Origin of the sequence: Photobacterium sp. 1_MG-2023 (assembly GCF_030547945.1) — a bacterium.
Classification (GTDB): domain Bacteria; phylum Pseudomonadota; class Gammaproteobacteria; order Enterobacterales; family Vibrionaceae; genus Photobacterium.
The window spans coordinates 153,337-176,772 of sequence record NZ_JAUORR010000004.1; the positions used below are offsets into that span (position 1 = coordinate 153,337).

The window sequence follows — 23,436 nt, forward strand, 5'->3', positions numbered from 1 at the left end:
CATGTTCCTATCCCGTTATACGACGCCATGGCGGCTGCGCGAACGCGGCATCATGGGCATGAATAAACGCAATCACAGTTACATTGGCCGGTATAATGACCGGAGTCTTTTCCCGCTGGTGGATGACAAACTGAAAACCAAGATTCTGGCCCAGCGTGCAGGCGCAACCGTGCCTGAACTGATTGGCGTGATTGAAAGCCAGGTCCATGTCAAAGAAATTCACGACATGGTGAAAGACTGGCCGGGATTTGTCATCAAGCCTGCTCAAGGCTCGGGCGGCAAAGGGATTCTGGTCATTACCAAACATGCCGATGGCTTTTACACCAAGCCTTCCGGTGCCGTCATCGATAAGCAGGATGTCGAACGTCACATCACCAACACGCTGGCGGGCCTGTTCTCGCTGGGGGGTAAAAATGATGTGGCCATGGTGGAAAACCTAATCCAGTTTGACGATATCTTTGATGGATTCAGCTTTGAAGGGGTGCCGGATATCCGGGTCATCGTCTTTAAAGGTTATCCAGTGATGGCGATGATGCGCTGTTCAACTGCAGCCTCAGATGGGAAAGCGAACCTGCACCAGGGCGCTGTGGGTGTCGGGATTGATATTGCCAGCGGAAAAGCTGTCCGGGCAGTCCAGTTTAACCAACCAATTGAACGGCACCCGGATACCGAACGCTTACTCAGTGAGCTGACCGTTCCCAACTGGCACAAGTTACTGGAACTGGCTTCCGGTGCCTGGGAAATGACTGGCCTGGGTTATATGGGAACCGATATGGTGCTCGATAAAGTCAAAGGCCCGATGGTGTTGGAGCTCAACGCCCGCCCTGGTCTGGCCATTCAGATCGCGAATGGCTGCGGTTTATTACCAAGACTGCATCATATTGAAAGTCTGGGTACGCCGAACAAGATGCCATCTCCTGCCGAGCGGGTCGCCTACGCCGCCGAGCAATTTGGCGCGAAACCTCAGTTCTGATTCCCCCCAAGCCCCAATTTTTGATTGGGGCTTTTTACATCCCGCCGGTTCTGCGCATAATAGTTCTATTCGAATCAACAACATTCACCTAGGGCATCAGGAGCATTCATGTCAGACACCCTGAACTTATTCGATCAGCACATTGACCGGACCCTCAGCAACAGTATCAAATGGCAAAAATATCAGGGCCGGGATGTTCTTCCCATGTGGGTGGCAGACAGTGATTTCAGAGTGCCGGATGCCATCACTCAGGCCCTGCATCAGCATGTCGACCACGGCATTTTTGGTTATGGTTCTGCGCCGGAAGCCCTGAGTGAACTGCTGGTTGAGCGTATGGCAACCCTGTATGGCTGGCACATTAAACCCGAGTGGATTGTCTACCTGCCCGGTTTGGTTTGCGGGTTGAATCTGGCGGTTCGGGCCACGACACAAGACCACGAAGCAGTCGTCAGTCCGACGCCCATCTATCCGAAATTTTTCGCCGCTGCCAAGCATGCAGATCGCCCGTTAGCCCAAGTCCCGGTCACCTTACAGCAGGGCCGCTGGTTATCAGATTTCAACGCTGCGGATGTCCCGGCAAATGCGAAAGTCATGCTGTTCTGCAATCCGCTGAACCCAGGTGGCACCGTCCACACCCGGGAAGATTTAGACGAAGTGCATCAATTCGCCAAACAACATGATTTGATTGTGTGCTCTGATGAAATCCATTGTGATCTGATTCTGGATGAACAGGCCCGGCATATTCCATTCGCCAGTCTGGATGAAGATGCCGCACAGCGTTCGATTACCCTGATTGCACCCAGTAAAACCTTTAATATTGCCGGTCTGGGAGCATCCATGGCCATTATTCCGAATTTTGAGTTACGTCGCCGCTTTCACCGGGCCAAAGCCGGTATCGTGCCAGAGGTGAATGTCTTGGCATATACCGCCGCTGAAGCGGCTTATCGCGACGGCCAGCCCTGGTTGGATCAGCAACTGAGCTATTTACGTCAGCACAGGGATACCTTGCACACAGCAATCAATCAGATGCCCGGCCTGGTACTGCACCCCATCGAAGCCACATATCTTGCCTGGATTGATGCGACAGCATTACCGGTAAGCAACCCACATAAATTCTTCGAGGAAGCAGGGGTGGCTTTCTCTCCCGGACGTGATTTTGGCAATCCGGGCTTTGTTCGCATGAATTTTGGCTGTACCCGCGCGACGCTGGCGCTTGCCCTGAGCCGAATGCAGCGAGCCATTGATTCAATTGGTTAATTTTTTCATCAATTAACACTATTTTTTTCTAAAGATTTTTATCAAGCGTCCGATAGAAAGTGCACGTGGTTAATTTTCTGTCGGACTTCATGCAAATCCATACCTTAGACAAAGCACATCTGATCAGTGAAGTGCAGCTCGGTCACTCTCTCAACCATGCGGTTGGGCAGGGTCGCCGTTCTGATTTCGCGCTGATGCTTGCAATGTTGTCGCCGGATTATCTTGAAACGACACCGACCGAGAAACCACTGCCGCCCACCACGACGGAAGAGCAACTACGCACCTACTTCGAATTGCAGGAACCCGGACCACTCACCACGTCTGAGTACTGCTACCCACGTGGCGCAGAACAATCCAACGCTTTTCATGTCGGCGGCCTGACAGCAACTCGCTTGCTCAGTTCTCTGCAGCCGATCGCAATCACTTTCCCACCTCAGGACACCAAAGGCCTGCCGGAAGAGCTCTATCATAACCTTTCAGGTCACGAGCGCCGTCGGATGCCTCCGGTTCAGACGGAACCAATGAAAGGCTCACCTCAGGATCTGTATCTGAATCTGATTCGCGCCAAGCGCTCGGCAGAAATGTACGGGACCGTCGCCACCTTCAACTGATCAGCGCCCCATTATTTCTGTTACATTTCAGTCAATTATAAATTTTCTTAGGTCAACTTCACAAAGTTCAAAATTTCGTGACAACCGTCATAAGCCGAACAATTGAATGCCGCTTTCCATCTTTGCTTAACTAAGATTTAACAATAATCCGCTGTTATTTAATTAATTAATAAAGACAGCATGTGGGTGAAAGACGCCTGTTGATTGAGCATCATGACTACATCGATGTATCCACATATAGGAAGATTGCGCTATGAATATTGCAGAATCAGTTATTCTTGTGACGGCTGCAGGCTGCCCGCTTGGAAAAGCATCGTCGTTTCATTTTGCTTCGCTTGGGGCAAAGATTGCCCTAGTCGATAACGATGAAGCCAGACTGATGTCTAATTATCAGGAATGCCGTAACCGAGGTGCTGACTGCTTTTCTTTCTATCTGAAGGATCATCATGAATCCACCATCGCCGATGCCATTGAAGCCATTCACCAACGCTTCGGAAAGATTGATGTGCTGATTAATTGCTGGTTGGGCGTTGAAATGCCTTTGCTCCTGACACAAACATCAGTCGAAGAGTTTTGCCAGTTGATGACCGAAGGCACTTCTGCGTTTTTATCTTTCGGAAAGCAAACCGCCAGCTACATGCGAGCGCAGCAACATCACGGCGTTATCATTAACCTAGCGGCCTGCCGCCCGGACAACCCGATTCCGCTCACCAGCAGTTCCCGAGCCATGCTGGCCGGATTTACGCAAAGCTGGTCGAAAGAGCTGGCTCAGTACAACATCCGGGTGGGGGGTGTTTTTCCCTTACTCTTTGATGAGCGTCAGGATCTGCCGCCCAGCACCCTGCTCAGCATGCCGATGCAATATGAAATCGCCAGAAGTGCGGAGTATATTGTGACCAATGACTATTTCAATGGCCGGATGATAGAAGCTGAGGTGGTCTGAGTATCATCGTCTCACCGCCAACTGCGAATCATATCAATCGCAGTCAATCATTGGTCATCCTCTCCGTGCTCTGATAAAAAAACCCTTGATTTTCACCAAGGGTTTTCGTCGCAATTACAACTCATTCAAGCTTTCATTGCTGAATGGCTGGACCCAAATGCGTGAGCCCATGCCAGTGTTTAAGCCTTTGCTGCAACCTTCTTCGGCTTCGCTTCCGGAGCAGACGCCGCAACTTTTATCGATTCCGCTGGTTTCTGATCCACTTTTTTCAGAATCACTGTGGTGCCTTCCACGGTTTCGCCTTCAACATAAGCTTTGCCGTAGTAAGAAGCCAGCAGCACTTCTTTCAGCTCAGTAATCAGCGGGTAACGCGGATTCGCACCGGTACACTGGTCATCAAAAGCTTCAACGGCCAGTTCATCCAGTTTCGCCAGAAAATCTGACTCAGAAACACCCGCTGCCTGAATTGACTTCGGAATATCCAGATTGTCTTTCAGTTCATCCAGCCAGCTCAGCAGACGCTCAATTTTCTTCGCGGTACGGTCGCCCGGCTGACTCAGACCCAGATGATCTGCGACCTCGGCATAACGACGGCGTGCCTGCGGACGGTCGTACTGAGAGAATGCTGTTTGCTTGGTTGGGTTGTCATTTGCGTTATAACGCACCACGTTTGCAATCAACAGTGCATTGGCCAGTCCGTGCGGAATGTGGAACTCAGCACCAATCTTGTGTGCCATAGAGTGACAAACCCCCAGGAATGCGTTCGCAAATGCAATCCCCGCAATGGTCGCCGCATTATGGACCTTCTCCCGGGCAATCGGGTCTTTGGCGCCATGGGCGTAGCTGGATGGCAGATAGTCTTTCAGCAATTGCAGCGCCTGCAAAGCCTGACCATCCGAGTACTCATTCGCCAGCACAGAGACATAAGCTTCCAGTGCGTGCGTGACCGCATCATAGCCACCAAAGGCGGTGAGCGATTTCGGCATATTCATCACCAGGTTTGCATCCACAATCGCCATTTGAGGCGTCAGCTCGTAGTCAGCCAGCGGATACTTGGCACCGGTTTCATCGTCAGTCACAACCGCAAACGGCGTCACTTCAGAGCCAGTCCCGGATGTGGTGGTGATACAAACCAGCTCTGCTTTTTTACCCATTTTCGGGAATTTATAGATTCGCTTACGGATATCCATAAAGCGCATCGCCAGTTCTTCGAAATGCGTCTCCGGATGTTCGTACATCACCCACATGATTTTCGCCGCATCCATTGGTGAACCACCGCCCAGCGCGATAATCACATCAGGCTGGAAGCTTTTCATGGCTTCGGCGCCTTTTTTCACCACAGTCAGCGTCGGATCGGCTTCAACATCGTAGAAAGCATGAACGTCCATGCCCTGCGCTTTCAGCAGCGACATCACTTCATCTGCGTATCCGTTGTTAAACAGGAAACGGTCAGTCACCAGAAACGCACGTTTCTTGTCTTCCAGATCCGTCAGTGCAACCGGCAGGCTGCCACGTCGGAAGTAGATTGATTTCGGCAGTTTGTGCCACAGCATATTCTCAGCGCGTTTCGCGACCGTTTTCTTGTTGATCAAGTGCTTCGGACCCACGTTTTCAGAAATCGAGTTGCCGCCCCATGAACCACAACCCAGCGTCAGAGAAGGCGCGACATTGAAGTTATACAGGTCGCCGATCCCGCCATGTGTGGTTGGAATATTGACCAGAATTCGCGCAGTCTTCAGCTTATCGCCAAAGTACTTGATTCGATCTTCATTGATATCCTGATTGGTGTACAGACCAGACGTATGGCCGATGCCGCCCAGTTCGACCATCTGACAGGCCATCTCGACCGCCTCTTCGAACGTCTTGGCACGGAACATCCCCAGCGTTGGCGACAGTTTTTCATGGGCAAATTCTTCATCAATCGTGATGGCCACCCCTTCACCAATCAGCACTTTGGTATCGGAAGGCACAGCAATACCGGCCATTTCAGCAATCTTGGTGGCTGGCTGACCCACGATATTCGCGTTCAGGTTGCCTTCAATCAGGATCACCTGGCGCACTTTATCGGCTTCCGCTTTGTTGAGTACGTAGCCTTTGTGGCTGGCAAAACGGGCTTTCACTTCGTCATACACTTCGTCCATGACAATGACCGCCTGCTCAGACGCACACACCACACCATTGTCGAAAGTTTTCGACATCAGCACAGACGCCACAGCACGTTTAATATCCGCAGTTTCGTCGATCACCACAGGTACGTTGCCCGCACCCACGCCGATGGCGGGTTTACCGGAAGAATAAGCCGCTTTCACCATGCCCGGACCACCGGTTGCCAGGATCAGGTTGATATCATCGTGCTTCATCAGCGCGTTTGACAGTTCAACGGAAGGCTGATCAATCCAGCCGATGATGTCTTTCGGCGCACCTGCGGCGACCGCTGCATCCAACACCAGTTTGGCCGCAGCATTGGTGGACTCTTTCGCGCGCGGATGCGGCGAAAAGATAATCCCATTCCGGGTTTTCAGTGAAATCAGAGATTTGAAGATCGCGGTTGACGTCGGGTTGGTCGTGGGGACAATCCCGCAGATAATGCCGACCGGTTCGGCGATTGTCAGCGTGCCATACTCATCGTTTTCTTCGAGAATACCGCAGGTTTTTTCGTCTTTATATTTGTTGTAAATGAATTCAGAGGCGAAGTGGTTTTTGATGACCTTGTCTTCGACAATCCCCATGCCAGATTCCTGAACCGCTTGCTGTGCCAGTGGAATACGGGCATTGTTTGCTGCCAGCGACGCTGCACGGAAGATCTTATCGACCTGCTCCTGAGAAAAAGTCGCGAATACTTTCTGAGCCGCTTTCACACGGGCAACCATTGCATCGAGTTCAGCCAAATTCGTAACAGGCATAGTCAACTCCTAACTTAAGATTGAAAACTTTTTAGTAAGGATACGTCTCAGATTCCTTGTCTGGCGGATGTGTTCCTGGGTTCCGCATACTTAGTAAATTGCTTTCAAAACTGATTTTATGACTTCATCCATCCATAAGATTTGATCTGGATCATGTGAAACGCACAGTTCACAAATCCAAGACAATCACCATGAAATGTATTTAAAATCATTTATTTAAAAGAATTCACTCAAGAATTATTCACAAAATCAATATTTAATCGCACTCTGCTTGATGTAAAAAAATTACATTTATTCGACACGTGGATTCAATTTGAAGACCCGCGCCTTCTGACAATCGCCTTCTGGCTGAGATACCACTTTCGGATGAGCGCCAAACCTCATAAAGCCTAAGCCACAATTGCCCAAAACGAGAACTCTTTGAAAATGCTTCTTGTACGGATTCCATCCGAACCAGTGCAACATAGCACATATTCTAAAAAGCACGGCATCTATCCGACAGTGATGCGAAAAGAAACAGTCAGTCTCCCATTTTCACGCTGGCGCTGAACAACAACTTGGCAACGGTCGCTACACTTCAGTATGCTTTTGTCTTTCAATCAAACAGATACATGTTATGGCCCGTTCAGCACTTCAGGAAAAAATCTACGTCACCATTTTTGGCACGCACACACCGGCGGGTAAGACTTTCGACATCGCCTTAATTGTGATTATTCTGGCTTCAATCACCGTCCTGATGTTGGGCTCTGTCAGCAGTATTGGTTCGAGCTGGGGCAAGGCTTTTTTCTGGATGGAATGGTGTTTTACACTGATATTCACTGTTGAATATGCGCTACGCCTATACAGTTCGCCCAAGCCCGCGGCCTATGCACGCAGCTTTTATGGCATGGTCGACTTGCTGGCCATATTACCGACTTATCTTGTTTTTCTGTTTCCGGCCGCGCATTACCTGATGGTCATCCGATTGCTGCGGGTGATGCGGATTTTCCGTGTCCTGAAGCTGATGCGATACTTGCAGGACTCCAACCTGCTGCTGCGTTCTCTGCTGCAATCCAGCCGTAAGATCATGATTTTCTTTACCACAGTCGCGGTGCTGGTCACCGTGTTCGGTTCGCTGATGTTTGTGATTGAAGGGCCGGAAAATGGCTTCACCAGTATTCCTTACAGCATTTACTGGGCGATCGTCACGCTGACGACCGTGGGCTACGGCGATATTGTCCCGCAATCTGATCTGGGGAAAGCGCTGGCTTCTTTTACTATGCTGATGGGTTACTCCATCATTGCTGTCCCCACCGGGATTATCTCCGCGGAAATCGGGCATCAAACGCAACTTCACCGCACTTTGGTGAAATGTATGAACTGTTCCCGGTCCGGCCATGAAACCGATGCGATGTTCTGTAAACATTGCGGCAGCCAACTGGCCGATCCGGAACACCGGGTCGTGCCATCGGCAGACTCTTAAAAACAACCTTGCCCGGCACGCAATGCGCCGGGCAATTCACAACTGGGGACAGGCCTCACTGCCACTGAATTCCAGCAGCCCCTGCGGCACTTGCATTTCATCCACCAGCTTTCCCCAGTGGTAAACTTTCGCAGTAATCTGCGCATTCATAGATTTCATAATCGGCAGTGTCTGGCCGAACACCACCTTGGATGGCATCGCAGAGAGATAAAAATCTGTCAGATCCGAGCTGGCTTCCACTTCCATTTTTCTGCCCAGCTTGGACACGGTCAGTTTCAGATAGCCCCGGCAAGCGTCGGATTCTTTGGTCACACTCAGGCCAACCAGTGACGACCCTATCCGCCAGTCCACCGCTTCAGACATCATCCGGCCGACCCAGATTTCCAGCGGCGATCCGTCCTGTGAACCACCGGTCAGCATCAGCTGATGTTGCGGCGTAAAAGCGCCGACAAAAATAAAACCCTGGCTTTTCGCGGCATCAAACCAGCCTTTATCCAAATAGGTGACGCCCTGACCCTGGTGGCGGATATTGCCCAGTTGAAACTGGTATGTGCTGGGCGTACCCAGGGTATACACAAAATAGTTTACCGCCACACCGGGTAAATCACCTATCCAACCAAACGGATTCTGACCGGGATTTTCCCCGCTGGCATAATGCCGATGCGCACCGGTATAAGCTAACTCAAAAGACAAATCTGGCAGAGACAGCCGGATGCCGGTCTGATCAATATCGACCAGTCCAGCCACACGAAACCGGAAGGCTTCACTGCCGGGTTTACCTGCCAGTTCAACCTGATCAAAATACCGGTCAATCACCACCTGCGGACCGCCAATCGGGGCATACACCACATGCAGGTAGCCCCGTTCGTGCGGCGTCGTCATTTCTGGCGTGAGATACGTCTGGGCGCTGATTTTGAAATAGCCGACATGCGGATCATTCAGATAATAAAACCATTGCTCACTCCACGTCTGACTCGTCGGCGAATGAGGACGAATGTCGTCCAACGTTGTCGCCAGCGCGTTCCAGCTCAGACACCAGAGCACACAAGCTGCCACCATCAATTTCATGCTGCTGCCTCCATCAGTCACTGTGCGGCACAAAGCCGTGTCGCACCGATACAGAGTCAAGGACGACAAATCCGTGCATCTTCAAAGAACAAACCGGCCTGACAGCTTGTTCCGGCGTCGCAATGTGCGTCGGTCTGGCAGTAGCACTCTCCACGGGTGTTACAGCCGGGGGTCTGGTAATCCTCCAGCGGGATTTCCCCACTGACTCGCTGCCAGAACGGATTGGTAAAGACATTGAAGGGATCCAGCGTTTCTTTAGCTTGCAGGAACTCCGGCCAGCGATTGAAACGGGATGGCATGTCTTCAAAGATCGCCACCGAGTTTTTGCCCCAGTGGGGCCGCGCACCGTATTTACGCAGCGACATCTGCTCGATTTCCAGATTCACGAAGTAATTTTTGGGGGCCTTCCTCCCTTCCTGACGCAGGGTATATTCGATGCCGACAAAGGCTGTATCCCGTCCGGCACTCATCCCCAGATAACTTTTCGAAGCCTGCCCAAAGCGGAAATAGATCCCATTCAATGGGAAACAAGTTTTGGGATAAGCCGCAACGATCTGGCGGACATCCCGGATCCAGTCCGGTAATTGCTCGATATCAATTGCCACTTCCTGTAACGCAATCGGCAACCGGTCCCAGATACAGCGGTTCGGATCTTTACATTTGAAATACTGCATCTGATCTGAATGCCCGACCGGATCACGCACTTTCCGGCCTGTCTCCAGATCCCTGAAATAAGAGTCCGCTCTGGCCTGATACCGGGCAGAAGCTGCCAGACACTGCAGTCCGCTCCCCGGAAACTCATGAGCCGCATTGAACAGCAGGCCGAAGAAAAACTCCTCCAGATCCGATACATCCGCCTGCGCGTTATAAGCGTTTCCCGGGGTATCTAAAGGCACCGGTTCATAAATGGTTGTGGTATAGCGGCCCAGACCGGGAAACCAGGCAATATTGGCCGAATAATGACTGCGGGCAATGTCCAGCACCTGATCTTCCAGTCCGTCATCACTCCGGTAGCCATTCACGCTTGCCCTGACCTTAAACGCATCTTCAAGCTGCAAGGTGACTTCCACCACCACGCCGAGTACCCCCAGATTCACCCGGGCCGCATTCAATAAATCTCCGGTCAGGACTCGGGACTGCCCTTGTCCGTCCACCACTTTCATGGCCGTCACATAATCGGCCAGCATATTGCTGGGCTTATCCAGAGTCGAGCCATGAGTCCCACTGCCCAGCATGCCGCCGATGGTAAAGGTTCCCAGTTCAGTGACCATATTCACCGCCAGTCCCTGCGCGCGGAGAAATTCATTCAGGTCGTTAAATCGCATCCCTGCTTCGACCGTCACCTGCTTTTGAGCAGCATCAAAATGGACAATCTTATCCATATTTTTCAGGGTGATCTGAACCTGCCCTTCCCCGGCACAGGCCGCATCAATCTGGCTGGCAAATTTACGGTTTCCCGTCATCACGGTTTTTCCTTCCGCCAGCGCTGATGCCACAATTTCCTCAACTTCTTCAACTGAGGCAGGATCATAAATCACCCCCGGATGACAGGTATAAGTCCCCTGATAATTGGTCAGGGTTGTCTCCGGCTCACTGGAATGAATCACAAAAGCCACACCGACGGCGGCCACCAGCACAAACAACAAACGTCCGATTTTTTTCATGAGGATTTCCCTTTTATGCGTTGTGCCCTTCCGATTGTCTGAACCGCCACACGAGTGAAGGGGCCGTTTTCCTTAGCCAAACCGCGGTAAGATCTGAGTTTCGATCACGTCCCGGACCGCACGACTGTGCGCATCAGCACGATTTCTGAAAAAGTCACCCACCTCAGCCCGGTAACTGTCGTCTGGCCGCGGACCAATCTCCGGCACCCAAAGGGCATGATTGGTGGTGGCAAAATTCAGTGCCGGGTGCCCTAAAATGGCAATCGGTCCCTGTGTCAGATTCTGGGCATCAAACAACCAAATCTCCTTCCCGTTGCCGATCCCCTGCGTCGGTTGCTGACGCACCACTGCCGTGAACACATACCCATCCTGCTGTGAGCTCGCATCAGGTCTGGACATAAACTGGGGCGTGCGCATGACACAGTCTTCAGGAAATTGATAAGCGTCCGTTAACGTCATGGTGTTGCAATCCAGATGAACCAGTGCGGAAGGTCGGGTTTCCTGCGGTAAGGTGTCGTTGGTGTAGAAGCGATTCGGGTACTGGCTGTAAGCATCGGCCACGCGCTTGACAACATGTTCTGGCCGGTAACCGACGGCGGCCCAGTAGATATGTTCAAAAGTTTCAGGAAACTGGAAATGCCCCTGATACGCAGGATCATTCATGTCCCAGAACAGTTGATCATCACGCAGCAGCCGGAAATCTGTGGGGATCTCGCGAACACGATCCGGTTTGACCTGAATCCGGGTCCGGGTCAGTCCGCCCACATCAACCGGTGCAGCGGGATAACCGGCAATACGCGCTGACACCCGGCCCCCGAACTGACACCGCTCCCAGTGATATTGCGGCTCCGATTTATCCATAGCCCCCAAATACTGGCCATATAAGGTGATTTCATCATCGTGATCATCGTAGTTACACATCACATCAGAGGTGTCGAAATTCAGCGCCAGATAGTCCGCGACAACCTGTGTGTTTCCGGCTTTCAAATCTTTCTTGCGGATAATCCAGACCGGTGTGCGATGCTGCTGCGGTGCAACACTGCGAATGCCCATCATCCGCAGGGGCTCGACCTGGGCCGCCGTTTCGAAAATCAGAATATGATGCCGGGTGACCCCCAGAGAGTGCGCGGTTGCAGCAATAAACGCCGGTCGGCCATCTCTGCCAACCACTTGCCAGCGCTTGAGTGCACCCTGCTGATCCCAGCGGATCAGGTCAACAAAACCCGCTGCGGTGCCAATGTTGCCAATATTGCCGCCGTAATTGATGGTGAAACACGCTTGTGTTTCCAGATCAAAATAAGGATGTCCCGTGGTCCTCACTTGTGGAAATAACCATTTCTCCGGCGTCAGTGCGTCAATGAAAGGCGGCAGGCTGCTTTTCCATTCATCGTAATGACCAATCGGCGTGATGAGCTCCAGCGACATCGCATCAAACTCATAGGGCACCCCCCCTTCAAAACTCAACGCAAAGCGATTGTTACCCATAAAATTCGGGGCAGTATTGCACGTATTCACAAACCCCATGGTCGGGCTGTAATGCACCATCCCACCCAGCAGGCGAAATCGATCCGGCCAGCTGTCAATGAACTGCTGCATGAGAACCGACGGAGTCTGAATCATTTTACGCGTAAACTGAGGGATGCCATTCGGTTGGAAATCAATCCGGGTCAGCGCTCCCCGGCCGCTGGGAGTGAAATGGCCCTCTTCCAGCGGAATACCCTCCGCAAAAAACACATGCCCGAACACGTCACCCGGCAACTGCCCGTATAACAAAGACAACTCACCTGACTGATCAGTGAGATGCGCATCCATAATGCTCTGAGGAAATGAGGAGGATGCGGGCGAAGGAAAGGCATAACGACTGACCGGTGTCATTGCCACGCCAGCCAGTCCTTTTAAAAAAGACCTTCTTTTCATCACGAATATCCGCTGGTTATCTGTAAACGTAACTCTAGCGGCGAATCATTTTATAAAAGGAAAGTTTTAGGTTTTTGCAAAATACATCAAGATACGCATGCAAAAATCAGCTCATTTACAAAGAAATTCATTATTAGCTGTGTTTTTGCAAGACAGTATCTAATGAGAGAGCACTTCACACTATTTATGAATGAGTTAATAAGAGCAAAAAACAAACAACCAGAAAATTTTCCGATTGAATAACCTGGTATTTCCCGGAAATAAGCATAAAAAAAGAGCCGCTGAAATATCGCGGCTCTTTTTTGTCTCATTTTATGCACTCAGGAACAGTGACACCTTACTTTCGGCGCCAGGTTGTCCCCTGCGGGCCATCTTCAAGAATGATCCCCATGTCCGTTAGCTTGTCACGTGCGGCATCCGCTGCAGTCCAGTCTTTCGCAGCACGGGCATCCAGACGCAGCTGAATTAGTGATTCGATTTCAGCAACATCATCTTGCTTGGCACCACTTTGCAGGAAGGTTTCCGGTTCCTGAGCCAGCAGCCCCAGCACTTCGCCCAGTTCACGCAAGCGCGCACCCAACGCAGACGCAGCCGTCAGATCTTCCGCTTTCAGGCGGTTAATTTCGCGCGCCATATCAAACAGCACTGAATACGCCTCCGGGGTATTGAAATCGTCATCCATTGACGCTTTAAAGCGCTCAACAAATGCTTCACCACCTGCCGCTGCAACCGTGCTGTCCAGACCACGCAGCGCCGTGTACAGACGCTCCAGCGCTGAACGTGCCTGCTTGAGGTTATCCTCGCTGTAGTTCAGCTGGCTGCGGTAATGGCCCGACATCAGGAAATAACGCACGGTTTCTGCATCGTAATGATTCAGAACATCACGAATCGTGAAGAAATTCCCCAGAGACTTAGACATCTTCTCGCGATCAACCATCACCATTCCGCTGTGCATCCAGGTATTCACATACTGGGTGCCGTGGGCGCAGCAAGACTGAGCGATTTCGTTTTCATGGTGCGGGAATTGAAGATCTGAACCCCCACCGTGAATATCAAAGTGATCGCCCAGAATCGCTGAGTTCATGGCTGAACATTCAATGTGCCAGCCCGGACGACCCGGTCCCCAAGGTGATTCCCAGGTTGGTTCACCCGGCTTGGACATTTTCCACAGCACAAAGTCCAGCGGGCTGCGTTTCGCGGTCTCGATATCAACACGCGCACCGGCCTGCAGCTGTTCCAGATCCTGTCCGGACAGTTTGCCGTATTCATCGTACTTGCTGACTTCAAACATGACATCGCCATTGTCGGCCACATAAGCAAAACCACGTGCGATCAAACGCTCACACAGCGCAATAATCTCAGCAATAAATTTGGTTGCCCGCGGTTCAACGTCCGGACGCGCCATACCCAGCGCATCAAAATCGGCGTACATTTCACCAATCAGGCGCTCTGTGAGCATATCGCAGCTCTCGCCGTTTTCTGCTGCTCGCTTGATGATTTTGTCATCAATATCTGTGATATTACGGACAAACGTCAGATCATAACCGCTGTAACGCAAGTAGCGCGACACCACGTCGAACGCGACAAAAGTCCGACCGTGGCCGATGTGACATAAATCGTAAATTGTAACCCCACAGACGTACATGCCGACCTTGCCAGGCACGATGGGTTTAAATTCCTCTTTTTGTCGAGTCAGTGAGTTATAGATCTTTAACATGTCTGATAATTACTCATTTTCGGGGTTACGATTCAAAGGACTGATTATACTCATGTGTCCTCAAGATGCTAGGTGCAGTCAGGCCACTTCATCTTTTACTGTCCGGTGCCCGAGCGCTTCCGGGCTCAGATGCTCGCTGAGTTTTCGACCTGATTTTACCTCTCAGAACGCTCTTCTATAGTTAAAAGGATAAAATCAGCCCGTTCAACGTGTATTGACGCTTTGACTTAGTTCGTTAGAATTCAGGGTTTAAAGCAATACACTCCAGTTAAGGATAAGCTCATGGTAACGCTTCACACCACTTTTGGTGACATTAAAATTCAGCTGAACTCAGAAAAAGCACCAGAAACCAGCGCCAACTTCCTACAATATTGCCGTGATGGTTTTTACAATGGCACCCTGTTCCACCGTGTGATTGACGGCTTCATGATCCAGGGCGGCGGCATGGCTTCCGGTATGGTTGAGAAAGAAACCCGCGATCCGATCAAAAATGAAGCAAGCAACGGCCTGAGCAACAAAACGGGGACCATCGCGATGGCTCGCACCATGGAACCGCATTCAGCCAGCTCTCAGTTCTTCATTAACGTGAACGACAACAACTTCCTGGACTTCAAATCAGAGACGCCAGACGGCTGGGGTTACTGTGTATTTGGCGAAGTGGTTGAAGGCATGGATGTTGTGAACAAAATCAAAGCCGTTGCAACCGGCAACTGGGGTTATGTTCATCAGGACGTACCCGTTGAAGAAGTGGTGATTAACTCCGTCACCATCGAAGAATAAAATACTCTGTTCGTGGCCGGGTTCACCGGTCACGTTCTTTTGGATGCTATGACCACTTGCTTTATTGCAGATTTGCATTTGAGTGCAGATCGCCCCGATATTACGAATTGTTTCCTTCGATTTCTGTCTGAAGAAGCCACCCAATGCGAAGCACTGTACGTGCTGGGTGATCTGTTTGAGATGTGGATTGGTGACGACGATAAAAATCCCTTTCACCGGCAGATTACTGAGGCGTTCAAAACGCTGACGGACGCGGGGGTCCCCTGCTATTTTATCCACGGCAACCGGGATTTTTTGATCGGCAAACAGTTCAGCCGCGAAACCGGTATGACGCTCTTACCCGAACATACGGTCATTGACCTATATGGTACCCCAACCTTAATCCTTCACGGCGATACGCTGTGTACACTGGATGAAAGTTATCAGCGCTATCGAAAAAAGGTCCACAATCCACTGATTCAATGGCTGTTTCTGAGACTACCTTTGTCGTGGCGGCAGGCTGTGGGTCGCAAAATGAGAGCCAACAGCAGCAATACGAATCAAATGAAAGCAGATGCGATCATGGATGTTACACCGGAAGCTGTCGTTGATTTGATGCGTGAAACTCAGGTGAAGCACATGATCCACGGACACACGCACCGCCCCGCTGTCCATACCCTTCAGGTGGACCATCAGCAGGCGACGCGAATAGTCTTAGGGGATTGGTATGATCAGGGGTCGGTACTCATCTGCACACCCGATGGGAATCAACTTGAAACCAGACGATTTCAGGTAGCCTGAGATGACTTGAAAGTCATGCCACTGGCATTCATCAGCTCAATCATTGACCATTGTACTTTCTGTTATCCCTTCAGATGTGCTGATTATTTTTATTTATCCAACACATCTTTTGGGCTGAAGATCACAAGGCGCGTAATTTCTCAGCGATAGTTCACATCCGGTGGAAAGTTCTGCTGCGAATATTACCTATCAATGATAATTATAAGTAATCTAATGGACTACCCCTGTCATGCGGATGACTCATCAACAAGGACTTCTGGCTTTGCAACCCCTCGCCAACATAACCATAAACAGTACTGATACTATGTATTCTTATCTTGCGAGACAGCCCGTATTAGACCGAGACAAAGCCACCATTGGCTATGAATTGCTTTTCAGAGACGGTCCCAAGAACTGTTTTCCCAATGTTCCGCCGGAAGAGGCGACGAATCGCCTGCTTTTAGATAATTTTTTTTCGAACGGTTCAAACGACATTTGTGGTGGAAAACTGGCATTCGTCAATTTTCCTGAAAAAAGCCTGCTGCAAGGTACACCTCTGCTGTTCCCGTCAAACAGCTTCGTCATTGAAGTACTGGAAGACTGCACCCCCTCAGAAGCTTTACTGACGACCGTCAAAGACTTGTTCCAACGCGGATTTCTCATCGCACTGGATGATTTTAATCCGAGTGTGGAATGGAACCGCTTTCTGCCTTTCGTCCATATCGTGAAATTTGATCTGCAATTGACACCGATTGAAAAAGCACGCTTTTTTATTCGTCGACATCAGGACAAACCCATTCAGTTTCTGGCAGAAAAAGTAGAAACGTATGCGGAATTTCAGGAAGCAAAAGCTGCGGGTTTTCATCTGTTTCAGGGCTATTTCTTCAGCAGACCTGAAATGATGCAGCAAAAAACCCTCAGCCCCTCCGCACTGACAACACTTCGCCTGTATCAGCAAATCTGTCAGGACGATGTGAATTTCGACGCCGCCGAAGAAGTCATCGCGACAGATTTATCGCTTTCTTATAAATTGCTCCGGCACGTCAATGCGATTACGTCCAACCGGGCCGTGCCAATCTCATCGTTCAAACAGGCATTGGTTTATCTGGGACAGGAAAGGTTACGCCGGTTTATCAGTTTTGTCGCGACCTCCCATGTCACCAAAAACAAGCCGCCATCCTTATATTGCCTGTCCTTGCAGCGTGCGCATCTGTGTGAGTTACTGGCCGAGGACATCTCTCCGAAACTCAACAGTAACCGTGCCTTTCTGACCGGCCTGTTTTCCATGCTGGATTCATTACTGGATCAGCCGATGGATGTATTGATCCCGATGCTGCCACTGGATATCACCATTCAGGATGCGCTGATTCAGCGCAGTGGTGAACTGGGATATCTGTTATCACTCGTCTGTGCTTACGATCAGGCAGACTGGTCACTGGTTGATGCGATGTGCAAACAGCTGGGATTACAAAACGAAAACGTTGCGAAGCGCTATCTGGAATCCGTAGAATGGGTTACCCGCATTGAAGAACTGCAATAACCCATGAAAGAAACAACTGTTTGCCCCTGCGGCAGCCGGGAACCACTCGAAACCTGCTGTGCTCCCGTCCACCTTGACCCATCAGCTGCGACCCACCCGGAGCAGCTGATGCGGGCGCGTTACAGTGCCCATGTACTGGGACGGGTTGATTTTGTTGTGAATACCTATCACCCCAGTTGCGAGGCAGAACAGTTTCGTGATGCCATCGCTGAGTCCATCCACAGTGAATGGCTGGGCCTGGAAGTCCTTGGCAGCAGTCTTGCCAGCGACACCGAGGGATATGTTGAATTCAAGGCCTTTTATCGTGAACAGGGCAAGGAGTGCTGTTTGCACGAAAATTCACGCTTTTTACGGGAAACGGTCGGGAACCAGCGGCAATGGTTCTACATCGATGGCGAATACCCTCACCCGAAATCAGACGAGAAAACAGGCAGAAACGACCCTTGCCCTTGTGGCAGCGGGAAAAAATTTAAAAAATGTTGTCTGTAATCGCATGCCGCTGCGCCATAAGGACACTCAAGAAAATTTGAAAATGTACTAATTAACTATTGCAAAATCTCAAGAGCTTGGTTAGTGTGAATGACACGTTCAAAGTCAATAACGATTTAGACAGAGCAAATAATTATGCGTATCCCAATGGTTAATCTACAACATCATCACCATCATCCTGACTAGTCTTTCAGGAGGATACGCCTCATCTGGAAGACGAGAATTCGCTTCTTCCAGTGGTCGCTACAATAAAGCAGCATTCAGACCCCCGGAAGAGAAATCTTCCGGGGGTTTTTCGTTTGAGCACCCACAAAAAAATTTGAAATCAAGCATATAGGGAATGTCATCATGCAGACACAACGACTGAGAATCGCAATACAAAAGAAAGGACGTCTGAGCACAGAGTGTAAAGATTTGCTGAAGCGCTGTGGCGTGAAGTTCAATCTGATCGGTGAGCGTTTGGTTGTTCACAGTGAAAATATGCCCATCGACTTATTACTCGTTCGTGATGATGACATTCCCGGTCTGATTATGGATGGCGTGGTTGATTTAGGTTTTATTGGAGAAAACGAACTGGAAGAAGTCGGCCTTGAACGTGCTGCCCGGAATGAGCCAAGCAACTATGTGAAACTCCGCCGGTTGGACTTCGGCGGTTGTCGTCTCTCCATCGCCATCGACAAGGATGAAGACTACAATGGTCCGCAGGATCTGCAAGGCAAGCGTATCGCAACCACTTATCCGCAATTGGTGAAACGTTATATGAGCGAGCAAGGTGTGTCTTTCAGCACCTGTATGCTGAACGGCTCCGTTGAAGTTGCGCCTCGCGCCGGGCTGGCGGATGCGATCTGTGATCTGGTCTCAACCGGTGCAACACTGGAAGCCAATGGCCTGAAGGAAGTCGAAGTCATCCTCCAGTCAAAAGCCGTACTGATTCAGCGCAGCGGCGATTTCAGCGCCGACAAGCAAGCCTTGATCGAGCGCTTACTGACCCGGATGCAGGGTGTGATTCAGGCAAAAGAATCCAAGTACATCATGCTGCACGCGCCAACCGAATGTCTGGAGCAGGTCACCGCCCTCCTGCCAGGTGCCGAAGACCCAACGGTACTGCCACTGTCCCACGATAAAAGCCGCGTGGCTGTTCACCTGGTCAGTTCCGAAAACCTGTTCTGGGAAACCATGGAACAGCTCAAAGCACTGGGCGCAAGTTCAATTCTGGTGCTGCCGATTGAGAAAATGATGGAGTGATCCCCATGAAGACGGTTGTATGGCAATCTCTGAGTGAAGCACAGCGTGAAACCCTGTTACAGCGTCCGGCAATTTCAGCAGGTCAGGATATTTCCGCCATCGTCCGCGATGTGATCGCCGATGTACGGGTGCGGGGCGACGAAGCGCTGCTGGATCTGACTGAGAAATTCGACAAAATCCGGCCTGAATCCATCAAAGTCTCGCCGGAAGCCATTGAAGCGGCAGCAAACCGCCTGTCGGATGACATGAAGCAAGCGCTCCAGCAGGCCTACAGCAACATTGCCAAATTCCACAAAGCGCAGAAAACCAAGCCACTTCAGGTGGAAACTCAGCCCGGCGTGATTTGTGAGCAGGTCACCCGCCCAATCAATGCCGTTGGCCTGTATATTCCGGGCGGGAGCGCGCCCCTACCCTCTACAGTTCTGATGCTGGGTGTACCGGCACAGATTGCAGGCTGCCGCCGCGTTGTTCTGTGCTCTCCGCCCCCGATTGCAGACGAGATTCTCTATGTCGCACAACTGTGTGGCATTACCGATGTGTATAACGTCGGGGGCGCGCAGGCCGTTGCAGCCATGGCTTTCGGCACAGAAAGTATTGCCAGAGTCGATAAGATTTTTGGCCCGGGCAATGCGTTTGTGACCGAAGCCAAACGACAGGTCAGCAACGACTTCAATGGCGCCGCCATTGACATGCCTGCCGGTCCGTCGGAAGTGATGGTGATTGCCGACAGTACGGCAGATCCGGATTTCATCGCGGCTGACCTGCTCAGTCAGGCTGAACACGGCCCGGATTCGCAGGTCGTGCTGGTCACACCGGATCCAAGCATGGCCGACCGCGTTGCAGATGCCATTGGCCGCCAGCTGCAAAGCCTGTCCCGGGCAGATATTGCACGGCAGGCACTGGGCGCCAGCCTGATGATCATTGCAGACAGCATCACACAGTGCATCTCGATTTCAAATCACTATGGTCCGGAGCACCTGATCGTTCAAACCCGTAACCCGCGTGAACTGGTCTCCCTACTGGACAATGCCGGATCGATTTTCCTGGGCCACTGGTCGCCGGAATCGGTCGGTGACTATGCGTCCGGTACCAACCATGTGCTGCCAACCTATGGCTACACCAAAACTTACTCCAGCCTGGGACTGGCCGATTTCACCAAGCGTATGACCGTTCAGGAGCTGAGTACAGACGGCTTGCTGGGTCTGGCTCCAACGGTTGAAACCATGGCAACCGCAGAAGGTCTGGATGCGCACCGCCGTGCGGTCAGCATCCGGGTCGAAAAAATCAAACAGTCTTCCACCAGCCCATCGACGATGAAAGAGGCTTAATATGAATCCTGAACTACTGGCTCGTAAAACCGTTCGCGACATGACGCCCTACCAGTCGGCACGCCGTCTGGGTGGCAGCGGTGATATCTGGCTGAATGCCAACGAGTCTCCTTTCGTCAATGAATATAACATTCAGTGCGATCGGCTGAACCGTTACAGTACCTGCCAGCCCGCAGCCCTGATTGAAGCTTATGCGAATTATGCCGGAGTGGATCCATCCCAGGTGCTGACCTCCCGGGGGGCCGATGAAGGCATTGAACTGCTGATTCGTACATTCTGCGAGACCAAACAAGACAGCATTCTTTACTGTCCGCCAACCTACGGCATGTACAGCATCAGCGCAGAAACCTTTGATGTCGGAGTCAAGCCAGTCCCGTTGACGCAGGACTGGCAGTTGGATCTGACCGCAATTGGCGACAATCTGGACGGCGTGAAGCTGGTTTTCGTCTGCAGCCCAAATAATCCGACCGGCAACCTGATCCGTCGTGAAGATATTATCGAGCTGCTGAATATTACGCAGGACAAAGCGCTCGTGGTGATGGATGAAGCCTATATTGACTTCTGTCCGGAAGCATCCACCGTCGATCTGCTGGCGGAATATTCCAATCTGGTGATTCTGCGTACCCTATCCAAAGCATTCGCGCTGGCCGGACTCCGCTGTGGCTTCACTCTGGCTAATCCGGCAGTTATTGAGCTGCTGCTCAAAGTGATTGCACCTTATCCGGTTCCCGTGCCTGTTGCAGATATTGCCATTCAGGCGCTGTCTCCCGCCGGACTGGCGAAAACCAAATTCCAGGTCCTGGATCTGAGCGCCAATCGCGCTTACCTTCAGGCTGGCTTGAGCATGCTGCCAGGCGTCACGGTTTATGATGGCTATGGCAACTACCTGCTGGTGCGTTTTCCGGACGGTGACGCTTTATTCCAGGCCCTGTGGGACAGCGGCATTATTCTGCGCCGTTCCCCGATTGAAAACTGCATTCGCATCAGTATCGGCAGCCGGGATGAGTGTGAAAAAACGCTGGCCTTCATTCGTGCCCAGATCGACAAGATTTCGTAATTTGGAAGGATCCTATTGTGAGCAAGGAAAAAATACTCTTTATCGACCGTGACGGCACGCTGATTGTCGAACCGCCAGTGGACTTTCAGGTCGATCGGCTGGATAAGCTGGCCCTTGAGCCTGCGGTCATTCCTGCCCTGCTGAAATTGCAGGAAGCCGGATACCGGCTGGTGATGGTCACCAATCAGGATGGTCTGGGAACAGACAGTTATCCGCAGGCTGACTTTGATGCGCCCCATCAGATGATGATGGATATTTTTGAATCGCAGGGTGTGCGGTTTGACGACGTCCTGATCTGCCCGCATTTTGACCACGACAATTGCAGCTGCCGCAAACCCAAGCTGGGGCTGGTGAAAGATTATCTGCAACAGGGCCGTGTCGACTTTGCAACCTCCGCCGTGATTGGCGATCGTCAGACAGACTTGCAGCTGGCCGACAACATGGCGATTCGTGGCATTCAGTACAATCGTGACACCATGGGCTGGGCACAGATTGTCACCGACCTCACCACACGGCCGCGTATTGCTGAAGTCGTCCGTAAAACCAAGGAAACCGATATCCGGGTTCGGGTCAATCTGGATCAGTCCGGTGGTAACGTCATCCAGACAGGTCTGGGCTTTTTTGACCACATGCTGGATCAGATTGCCACTCACGGCGGGTTCCAGCTCCAGTTGACTGTCGAAGGTGATTTACACATCGATGATCACCACAGCGTTGAAGATACCGCGCTGGCATTGGGACAGGCGCTGAAAGAAGCACTGGGCGATAAGCGCGGGATTGGCCGCTTTGGTTTCAGCTTGCCGATGGATGAATGTCTGGCACAGTGCGCGCTGGATCTGTCGGGCCGTCCTTACCTGAAGTTCGATGCAAGCTTCAGCCGTGAGAACGTCGGTGATCTGTCCACTGAAATGGTGCCACACTTCTTCCGTTCACTTACGGACACACTGGCCTGTACCCTGCATCTGTCTTCCGCCGGTAACAATGATCACCACATCGTGGAAAGTTTATTTAAAGCTTTTGGCCGCACCCTGCGTCAGGCCATTCGCGTCGATGGGAATGAACTGCCAAGCAGTAAAGGGGTCCTGTAATGACACAAACATCACAACAAGTCGTCATCATTGATACCGGCTGCGCGAATGTGTCCTCGGTCCGGTTTGCCATTGAACGACTGGGTTATGACGTGACCGTCAGCCGTGATCCTGAGATTGTGCTGGGGGCAGACAAACTTTTTCTGCCTGGTGTGGGCACCGCCAGCGAAGCCATGAAAAATCTGACTGAGCGCGATCTGATTCGCCTCGTCAGTCAGGTCGAACAACCCCTGCTTGGCATTTGCCTCGGCATGCAGTTGCTGGGCGAATACTCCGAAGAACAGGGCCTGAATGGGACAAAACAGGTTCCCTGCCTGAGTCTGTGTCCGGCACCCGTTGTAAAAATGGAGACCGGCGAATTGCCTCTTCCCCACATGGGCTGGAACACCATTACGCCGGAACCGGAACACCCGCTGTTCAAAGACATTCCTGAAGGCACTTACTTTTACTTTGTACACAGCTACGCCATGCCTGCCTTCAACACTGAACAAGGACGTACCATCGCCCATTGCGATTACGGCAAGCCCTTTACTGCCGCGGTTCAGAGCGGCAATTATTACGGCGTGCAATTTCACCCGGAACGTTCCGGTAAAGCGGGCGCACAGCTCATCAAAAACTTTCTCGAAATGTAGGAT

The 23,436-nt window shown here is 51.4% G+C and carries 19 protein-coding genes and 1 other annotated feature; of the genes, 14 read left to right on the plus strand and 5 right to left on the minus strand.

Going from position 1 to position 23,436, the window contains the following annotated elements:
- The first annotated feature begins 1 nt into the window (after position 1).
- The 4 genes from Q4579_RS05650 (at position 2) to Q4579_RS05665 (ending at position 3,784) form a co-directional block, all read left to right on the plus strand.
- Complete coding sequence (locus Q4579_RS05650) at positions 2-973, plus strand: alpha-L-glutamate ligase-like protein (protein WP_303562367.1); 972 nt, start codon at positions 2-4, stop codon at positions 971-973.
- A 108-nt stretch (positions 974-1,081) separates the two neighbouring features.
- A complete protein-coding gene (locus tag Q4579_RS05655) occupies positions 1,082-2,230 on the plus strand; it encodes a MalY/PatB family protein (protein ID WP_303562368.1) in 1,149 nt (382 codons plus the stop codon).
- Between the two features lie 65 nt (positions 2,231-2,295).
- The gene (locus Q4579_RS05660) at positions 2,296-2,841 is read left to right on the plus strand and encodes a VC2046/SO_2500 family protein (RefSeq protein WP_368501960.1); all 546 of its coding nucleotides are present in this window, start codon (positions 2,296-2,298) and stop codon (positions 2,839-2,841) included.
- 253 nt (positions 2,842-3,094) lie between these two features.
- A complete protein-coding gene (locus Q4579_RS05665) occupies positions 3,095-3,784 on the plus strand; it encodes an SDR family oxidoreductase (protein ID WP_303562370.1) in 690 nt (229 codons plus the stop codon).
- 179 nt (positions 3,785-3,963) lie between these two features.
- Here the strand turns inward: Q4579_RS05665 and adhE are convergent, their stop codons facing one another.
- Positions 3,964-6,687, minus strand: coding sequence for a bifunctional acetaldehyde-CoA/alcohol dehydrogenase (adhE, locus tag Q4579_RS05670; protein WP_303562371.1), 2,724 nt, complete (start codon positions 6,685-6,687; stop codon positions 3,964-3,966).
- 616 nt (positions 6,688-7,303) lie between these two features.
- On the opposite strand from adhE, the gene Q4579_RS05675 reads away from it, so the two are divergent.
- Positions 7,304-8,149 (plus strand): ion transporter, encoded by an 846-nt coding sequence (locus Q4579_RS05675; protein ID WP_303562373.1) that lies wholly within the window; start codon positions 7,304-7,306, stop codon positions 8,147-8,149.
- A gap of 36 nt (positions 8,150-8,185) precedes the next feature.
- On the opposite strand, the gene Q4579_RS05680 is transcribed toward Q4579_RS05675, so the two are convergent.
- The 4 genes from Q4579_RS05680 to cysS all read right to left on the minus strand — a co-directional run bounded on the left by Q4579_RS05680 (position 8,186) and on the right by cysS (position 14,515).
- Positions 8,186-9,217, minus strand: a complete 1,032-nt coding sequence (locus Q4579_RS05680) for a hypothetical protein (RefSeq protein WP_303562375.1) — start codon at positions 9,215-9,217, stop codon at positions 8,186-8,188.
- 56 nt (positions 9,218-9,273) lie between these two features.
- On the minus strand, positions 9,274-10,881 hold the full coding sequence (locus tag Q4579_RS05685) for a D-arabinono-1,4-lactone oxidase (protein ID WP_303562377.1): 1,608 nt from the start codon (positions 10,879-10,881) through the stop codon (positions 9,274-9,276).
- A gap of 72 nt (positions 10,882-10,953) precedes the next feature.
- Entirely contained in the window at positions 10,954-12,798 is a 1,845-nt protein-coding gene (locus Q4579_RS05690; protein ID WP_303562379.1) for a carotenoid oxygenase family protein, read from the minus strand.
- Between the two features lie 337 nt (positions 12,799-13,135).
- Complete coding sequence (cysS, locus tag Q4579_RS05695) at positions 13,136-14,515, minus strand: cysteine--tRNA ligase (protein ID WP_303562380.1); 1,380 nt, start codon at positions 14,513-14,515, stop codon at positions 13,136-13,138.
- A 282-nt stretch (positions 14,516-14,797) separates the two neighbouring features.
- On the opposite strand from cysS, the gene Q4579_RS05700 reads away from it, so the two are divergent.
- The 9 genes from Q4579_RS05700 to hisH all read left to right on the plus strand — a co-directional run bounded on the left by Q4579_RS05700 (position 14,798) and on the right by hisH (position 23,433).
- Entirely contained in the window at positions 14,798-15,295 is a 498-nt protein-coding gene (locus tag Q4579_RS05700) for a peptidylprolyl isomerase (protein ID WP_211647606.1), read from the plus strand.
- A 48-nt stretch (positions 15,296-15,343) separates the two neighbouring features.
- Positions 15,344-16,075 carry a UDP-2,3-diacylglucosamine diphosphatase gene (gene lpxH / locus Q4579_RS05705; RefSeq protein WP_303562382.1) on the plus strand — a complete coding sequence of 244 codons (732 nt, stop codon included), beginning with the start codon at positions 15,344-15,346 and terminating at the stop codon, positions 16,073-16,075.
- 304 nt (positions 16,076-16,379) lie between these two features.
- Complete coding sequence (locus Q4579_RS05710) at positions 16,380-17,594, plus strand: EAL and HDOD domain-containing protein (protein ID WP_303562383.1); 1,215 nt, start codon at positions 16,380-16,382, stop codon at positions 17,592-17,594.
- Positions 17,595-17,597: 3 nt separating this feature from the next.
- Positions 17,598-18,083 (plus strand): YchJ family metal-binding protein, encoded by a 486-nt coding sequence (locus Q4579_RS05715; RefSeq protein WP_303562385.1) that lies wholly within the window; start codon positions 17,598-17,600, stop codon positions 18,081-18,083.
- 161 nt (positions 18,084-18,244) lie between these two features.
- Positions 18,245-18,383, plus strand: a sequence feature (His leader region).
- A 48-nt stretch (positions 18,384-18,431) separates the two neighbouring features.
- Positions 18,432-19,328 carry an ATP phosphoribosyltransferase gene (gene hisG / locus Q4579_RS05720; RefSeq protein WP_303562386.1) on the plus strand — a complete coding sequence of 299 codons (897 nt, stop codon included), beginning with the start codon at positions 18,432-18,434 and terminating at the stop codon, positions 19,326-19,328.
- A 5-nt stretch (positions 19,329-19,333) separates the two neighbouring features.
- On the plus strand, positions 19,334-20,656 hold the full coding sequence (hisD, locus tag Q4579_RS05725) for a histidinol dehydrogenase (protein WP_303562388.1): 1,323 nt from the start codon (positions 19,334-19,336) through the stop codon (positions 20,654-20,656).
- A 1-nt stretch (position 20,657) separates the two neighbouring features.
- Positions 20,658-21,713 carry a histidinol-phosphate transaminase gene (gene hisC, locus Q4579_RS05730; RefSeq protein WP_303562390.1) on the plus strand — a complete coding sequence of 352 codons (1,056 nt, stop codon included), beginning with the start codon at positions 20,658-20,660 and terminating at the stop codon, positions 21,711-21,713.
- Between the two features lie 14 nt (positions 21,714-21,727).
- Positions 21,728-22,801 (plus strand): bifunctional histidinol-phosphatase/imidazoleglycerol-phosphate dehydratase HisB, encoded by a 1,074-nt coding sequence (gene hisB, locus Q4579_RS05735; protein WP_303562548.1) that lies wholly within the window; start codon positions 21,728-21,730, stop codon positions 22,799-22,801.
- Positions 22,801-23,433: an imidazole glycerol phosphate synthase subunit HisH gene (gene hisH, locus Q4579_RS05740; protein ID WP_303562391.1), complete on the plus strand. Its 633-nt coding sequence runs from the start codon at positions 22,801-22,803 to the stop codon at positions 23,431-23,433. The genes hisB and hisH overlap by 1 nt, the downstream gene beginning before the upstream one ends.
- The last annotated feature ends 3 nt before the right edge of the window (positions 23,434-23,436 follow it).

Bases quoted from the DNA above. Each gene is read 5' to 3' on its own strand.
- Q4579_RS05650 (WP_303562367.1), top strand. From the start codon at position 2: ATGTTCCTATCCCGTTATACGACGCCATGGCGGCTGCGCGAACGCGGC.
- Q4579_RS05655 (WP_303562368.1), top strand. From the start codon at position 1,082: ATGTCAGACACCCTGAACTTATTCGATCAGCACATTGACCGGACCCTC.
- Q4579_RS05665 (WP_303562370.1), top strand. From the start codon at position 3,095: ATGAATATTGCAGAATCAGTTATTCTTGTGACGGCTGCAGGCTGCCCG.
- adhE (WP_303562371.1), bottom strand. From the start codon at position 6,687: ATGCCTGTTACGAATTTGGCTGAACTCGATGCAATGGTTGCCCGTGTG.
- Q4579_RS05675 (WP_303562373.1), top strand. From the start codon at position 7,304: ATGGCCCGTTCAGCACTTCAGGAAAAAATCTACGTCACCATTTTTGGC.
- Q4579_RS05680 (WP_303562375.1), bottom strand. From the start codon at position 9,217: ATGAAATTGATGGTGGCAGCTTGTGTGCTCTGGTGTCTGAGCTGGAAC.
- Q4579_RS05685 (WP_303562377.1), bottom strand. From the start codon at position 10,881: ATGAAAAAAATCGGACGTTTGTTGTTTGTGCTGGTGGCCGCCGTCGGT.
- Q4579_RS05690 (WP_303562379.1), bottom strand. From the start codon at position 12,798: ATGAAAAGAAGGTCTTTTTTAAAAGGACTGGCTGGCGTGGCAATGACA.
- cysS (WP_303562380.1), bottom strand. From the start codon at position 14,515: ATGTTAAAGATCTATAACTCACTGACTCGACAAAAAGAGGAATTTAAA.
- Q4579_RS05700 (WP_211647606.1), top strand. From the start codon at position 14,798: ATGGTAACGCTTCACACCACTTTTGGTGACATTAAAATTCAGCTGAAC.
- lpxH (WP_303562382.1), top strand. From the start codon at position 15,344: ATGACCACTTGCTTTATTGCAGATTTGCATTTGAGTGCAGATCGCCCC.
- Q4579_RS05710 (WP_303562383.1), top strand. From the start codon at position 16,380: ATGTATTCTTATCTTGCGAGACAGCCCGTATTAGACCGAGACAAAGCC.
- Q4579_RS05715 (WP_303562385.1), top strand. From the start codon at position 17,598: ATGAAAGAAACAACTGTTTGCCCCTGCGGCAGCCGGGAACCACTCGAA.
- hisG (WP_303562386.1), top strand. From the start codon at position 18,432: ATGCAGACACAACGACTGAGAATCGCAATACAAAAGAAAGGACGTCTG.
- hisD (WP_303562388.1), top strand. From the start codon at position 19,334: ATGAAGACGGTTGTATGGCAATCTCTGAGTGAAGCACAGCGTGAAACC.
- hisC (WP_303562390.1), top strand. From the start codon at position 20,658: ATGAATCCTGAACTACTGGCTCGTAAAACCGTTCGCGACATGACGCCC.
- hisH (WP_303562391.1), top strand. From the start codon at position 22,801: ATGACACAAACATCACAACAAGTCGTCATCATTGATACCGGCTGCGCG.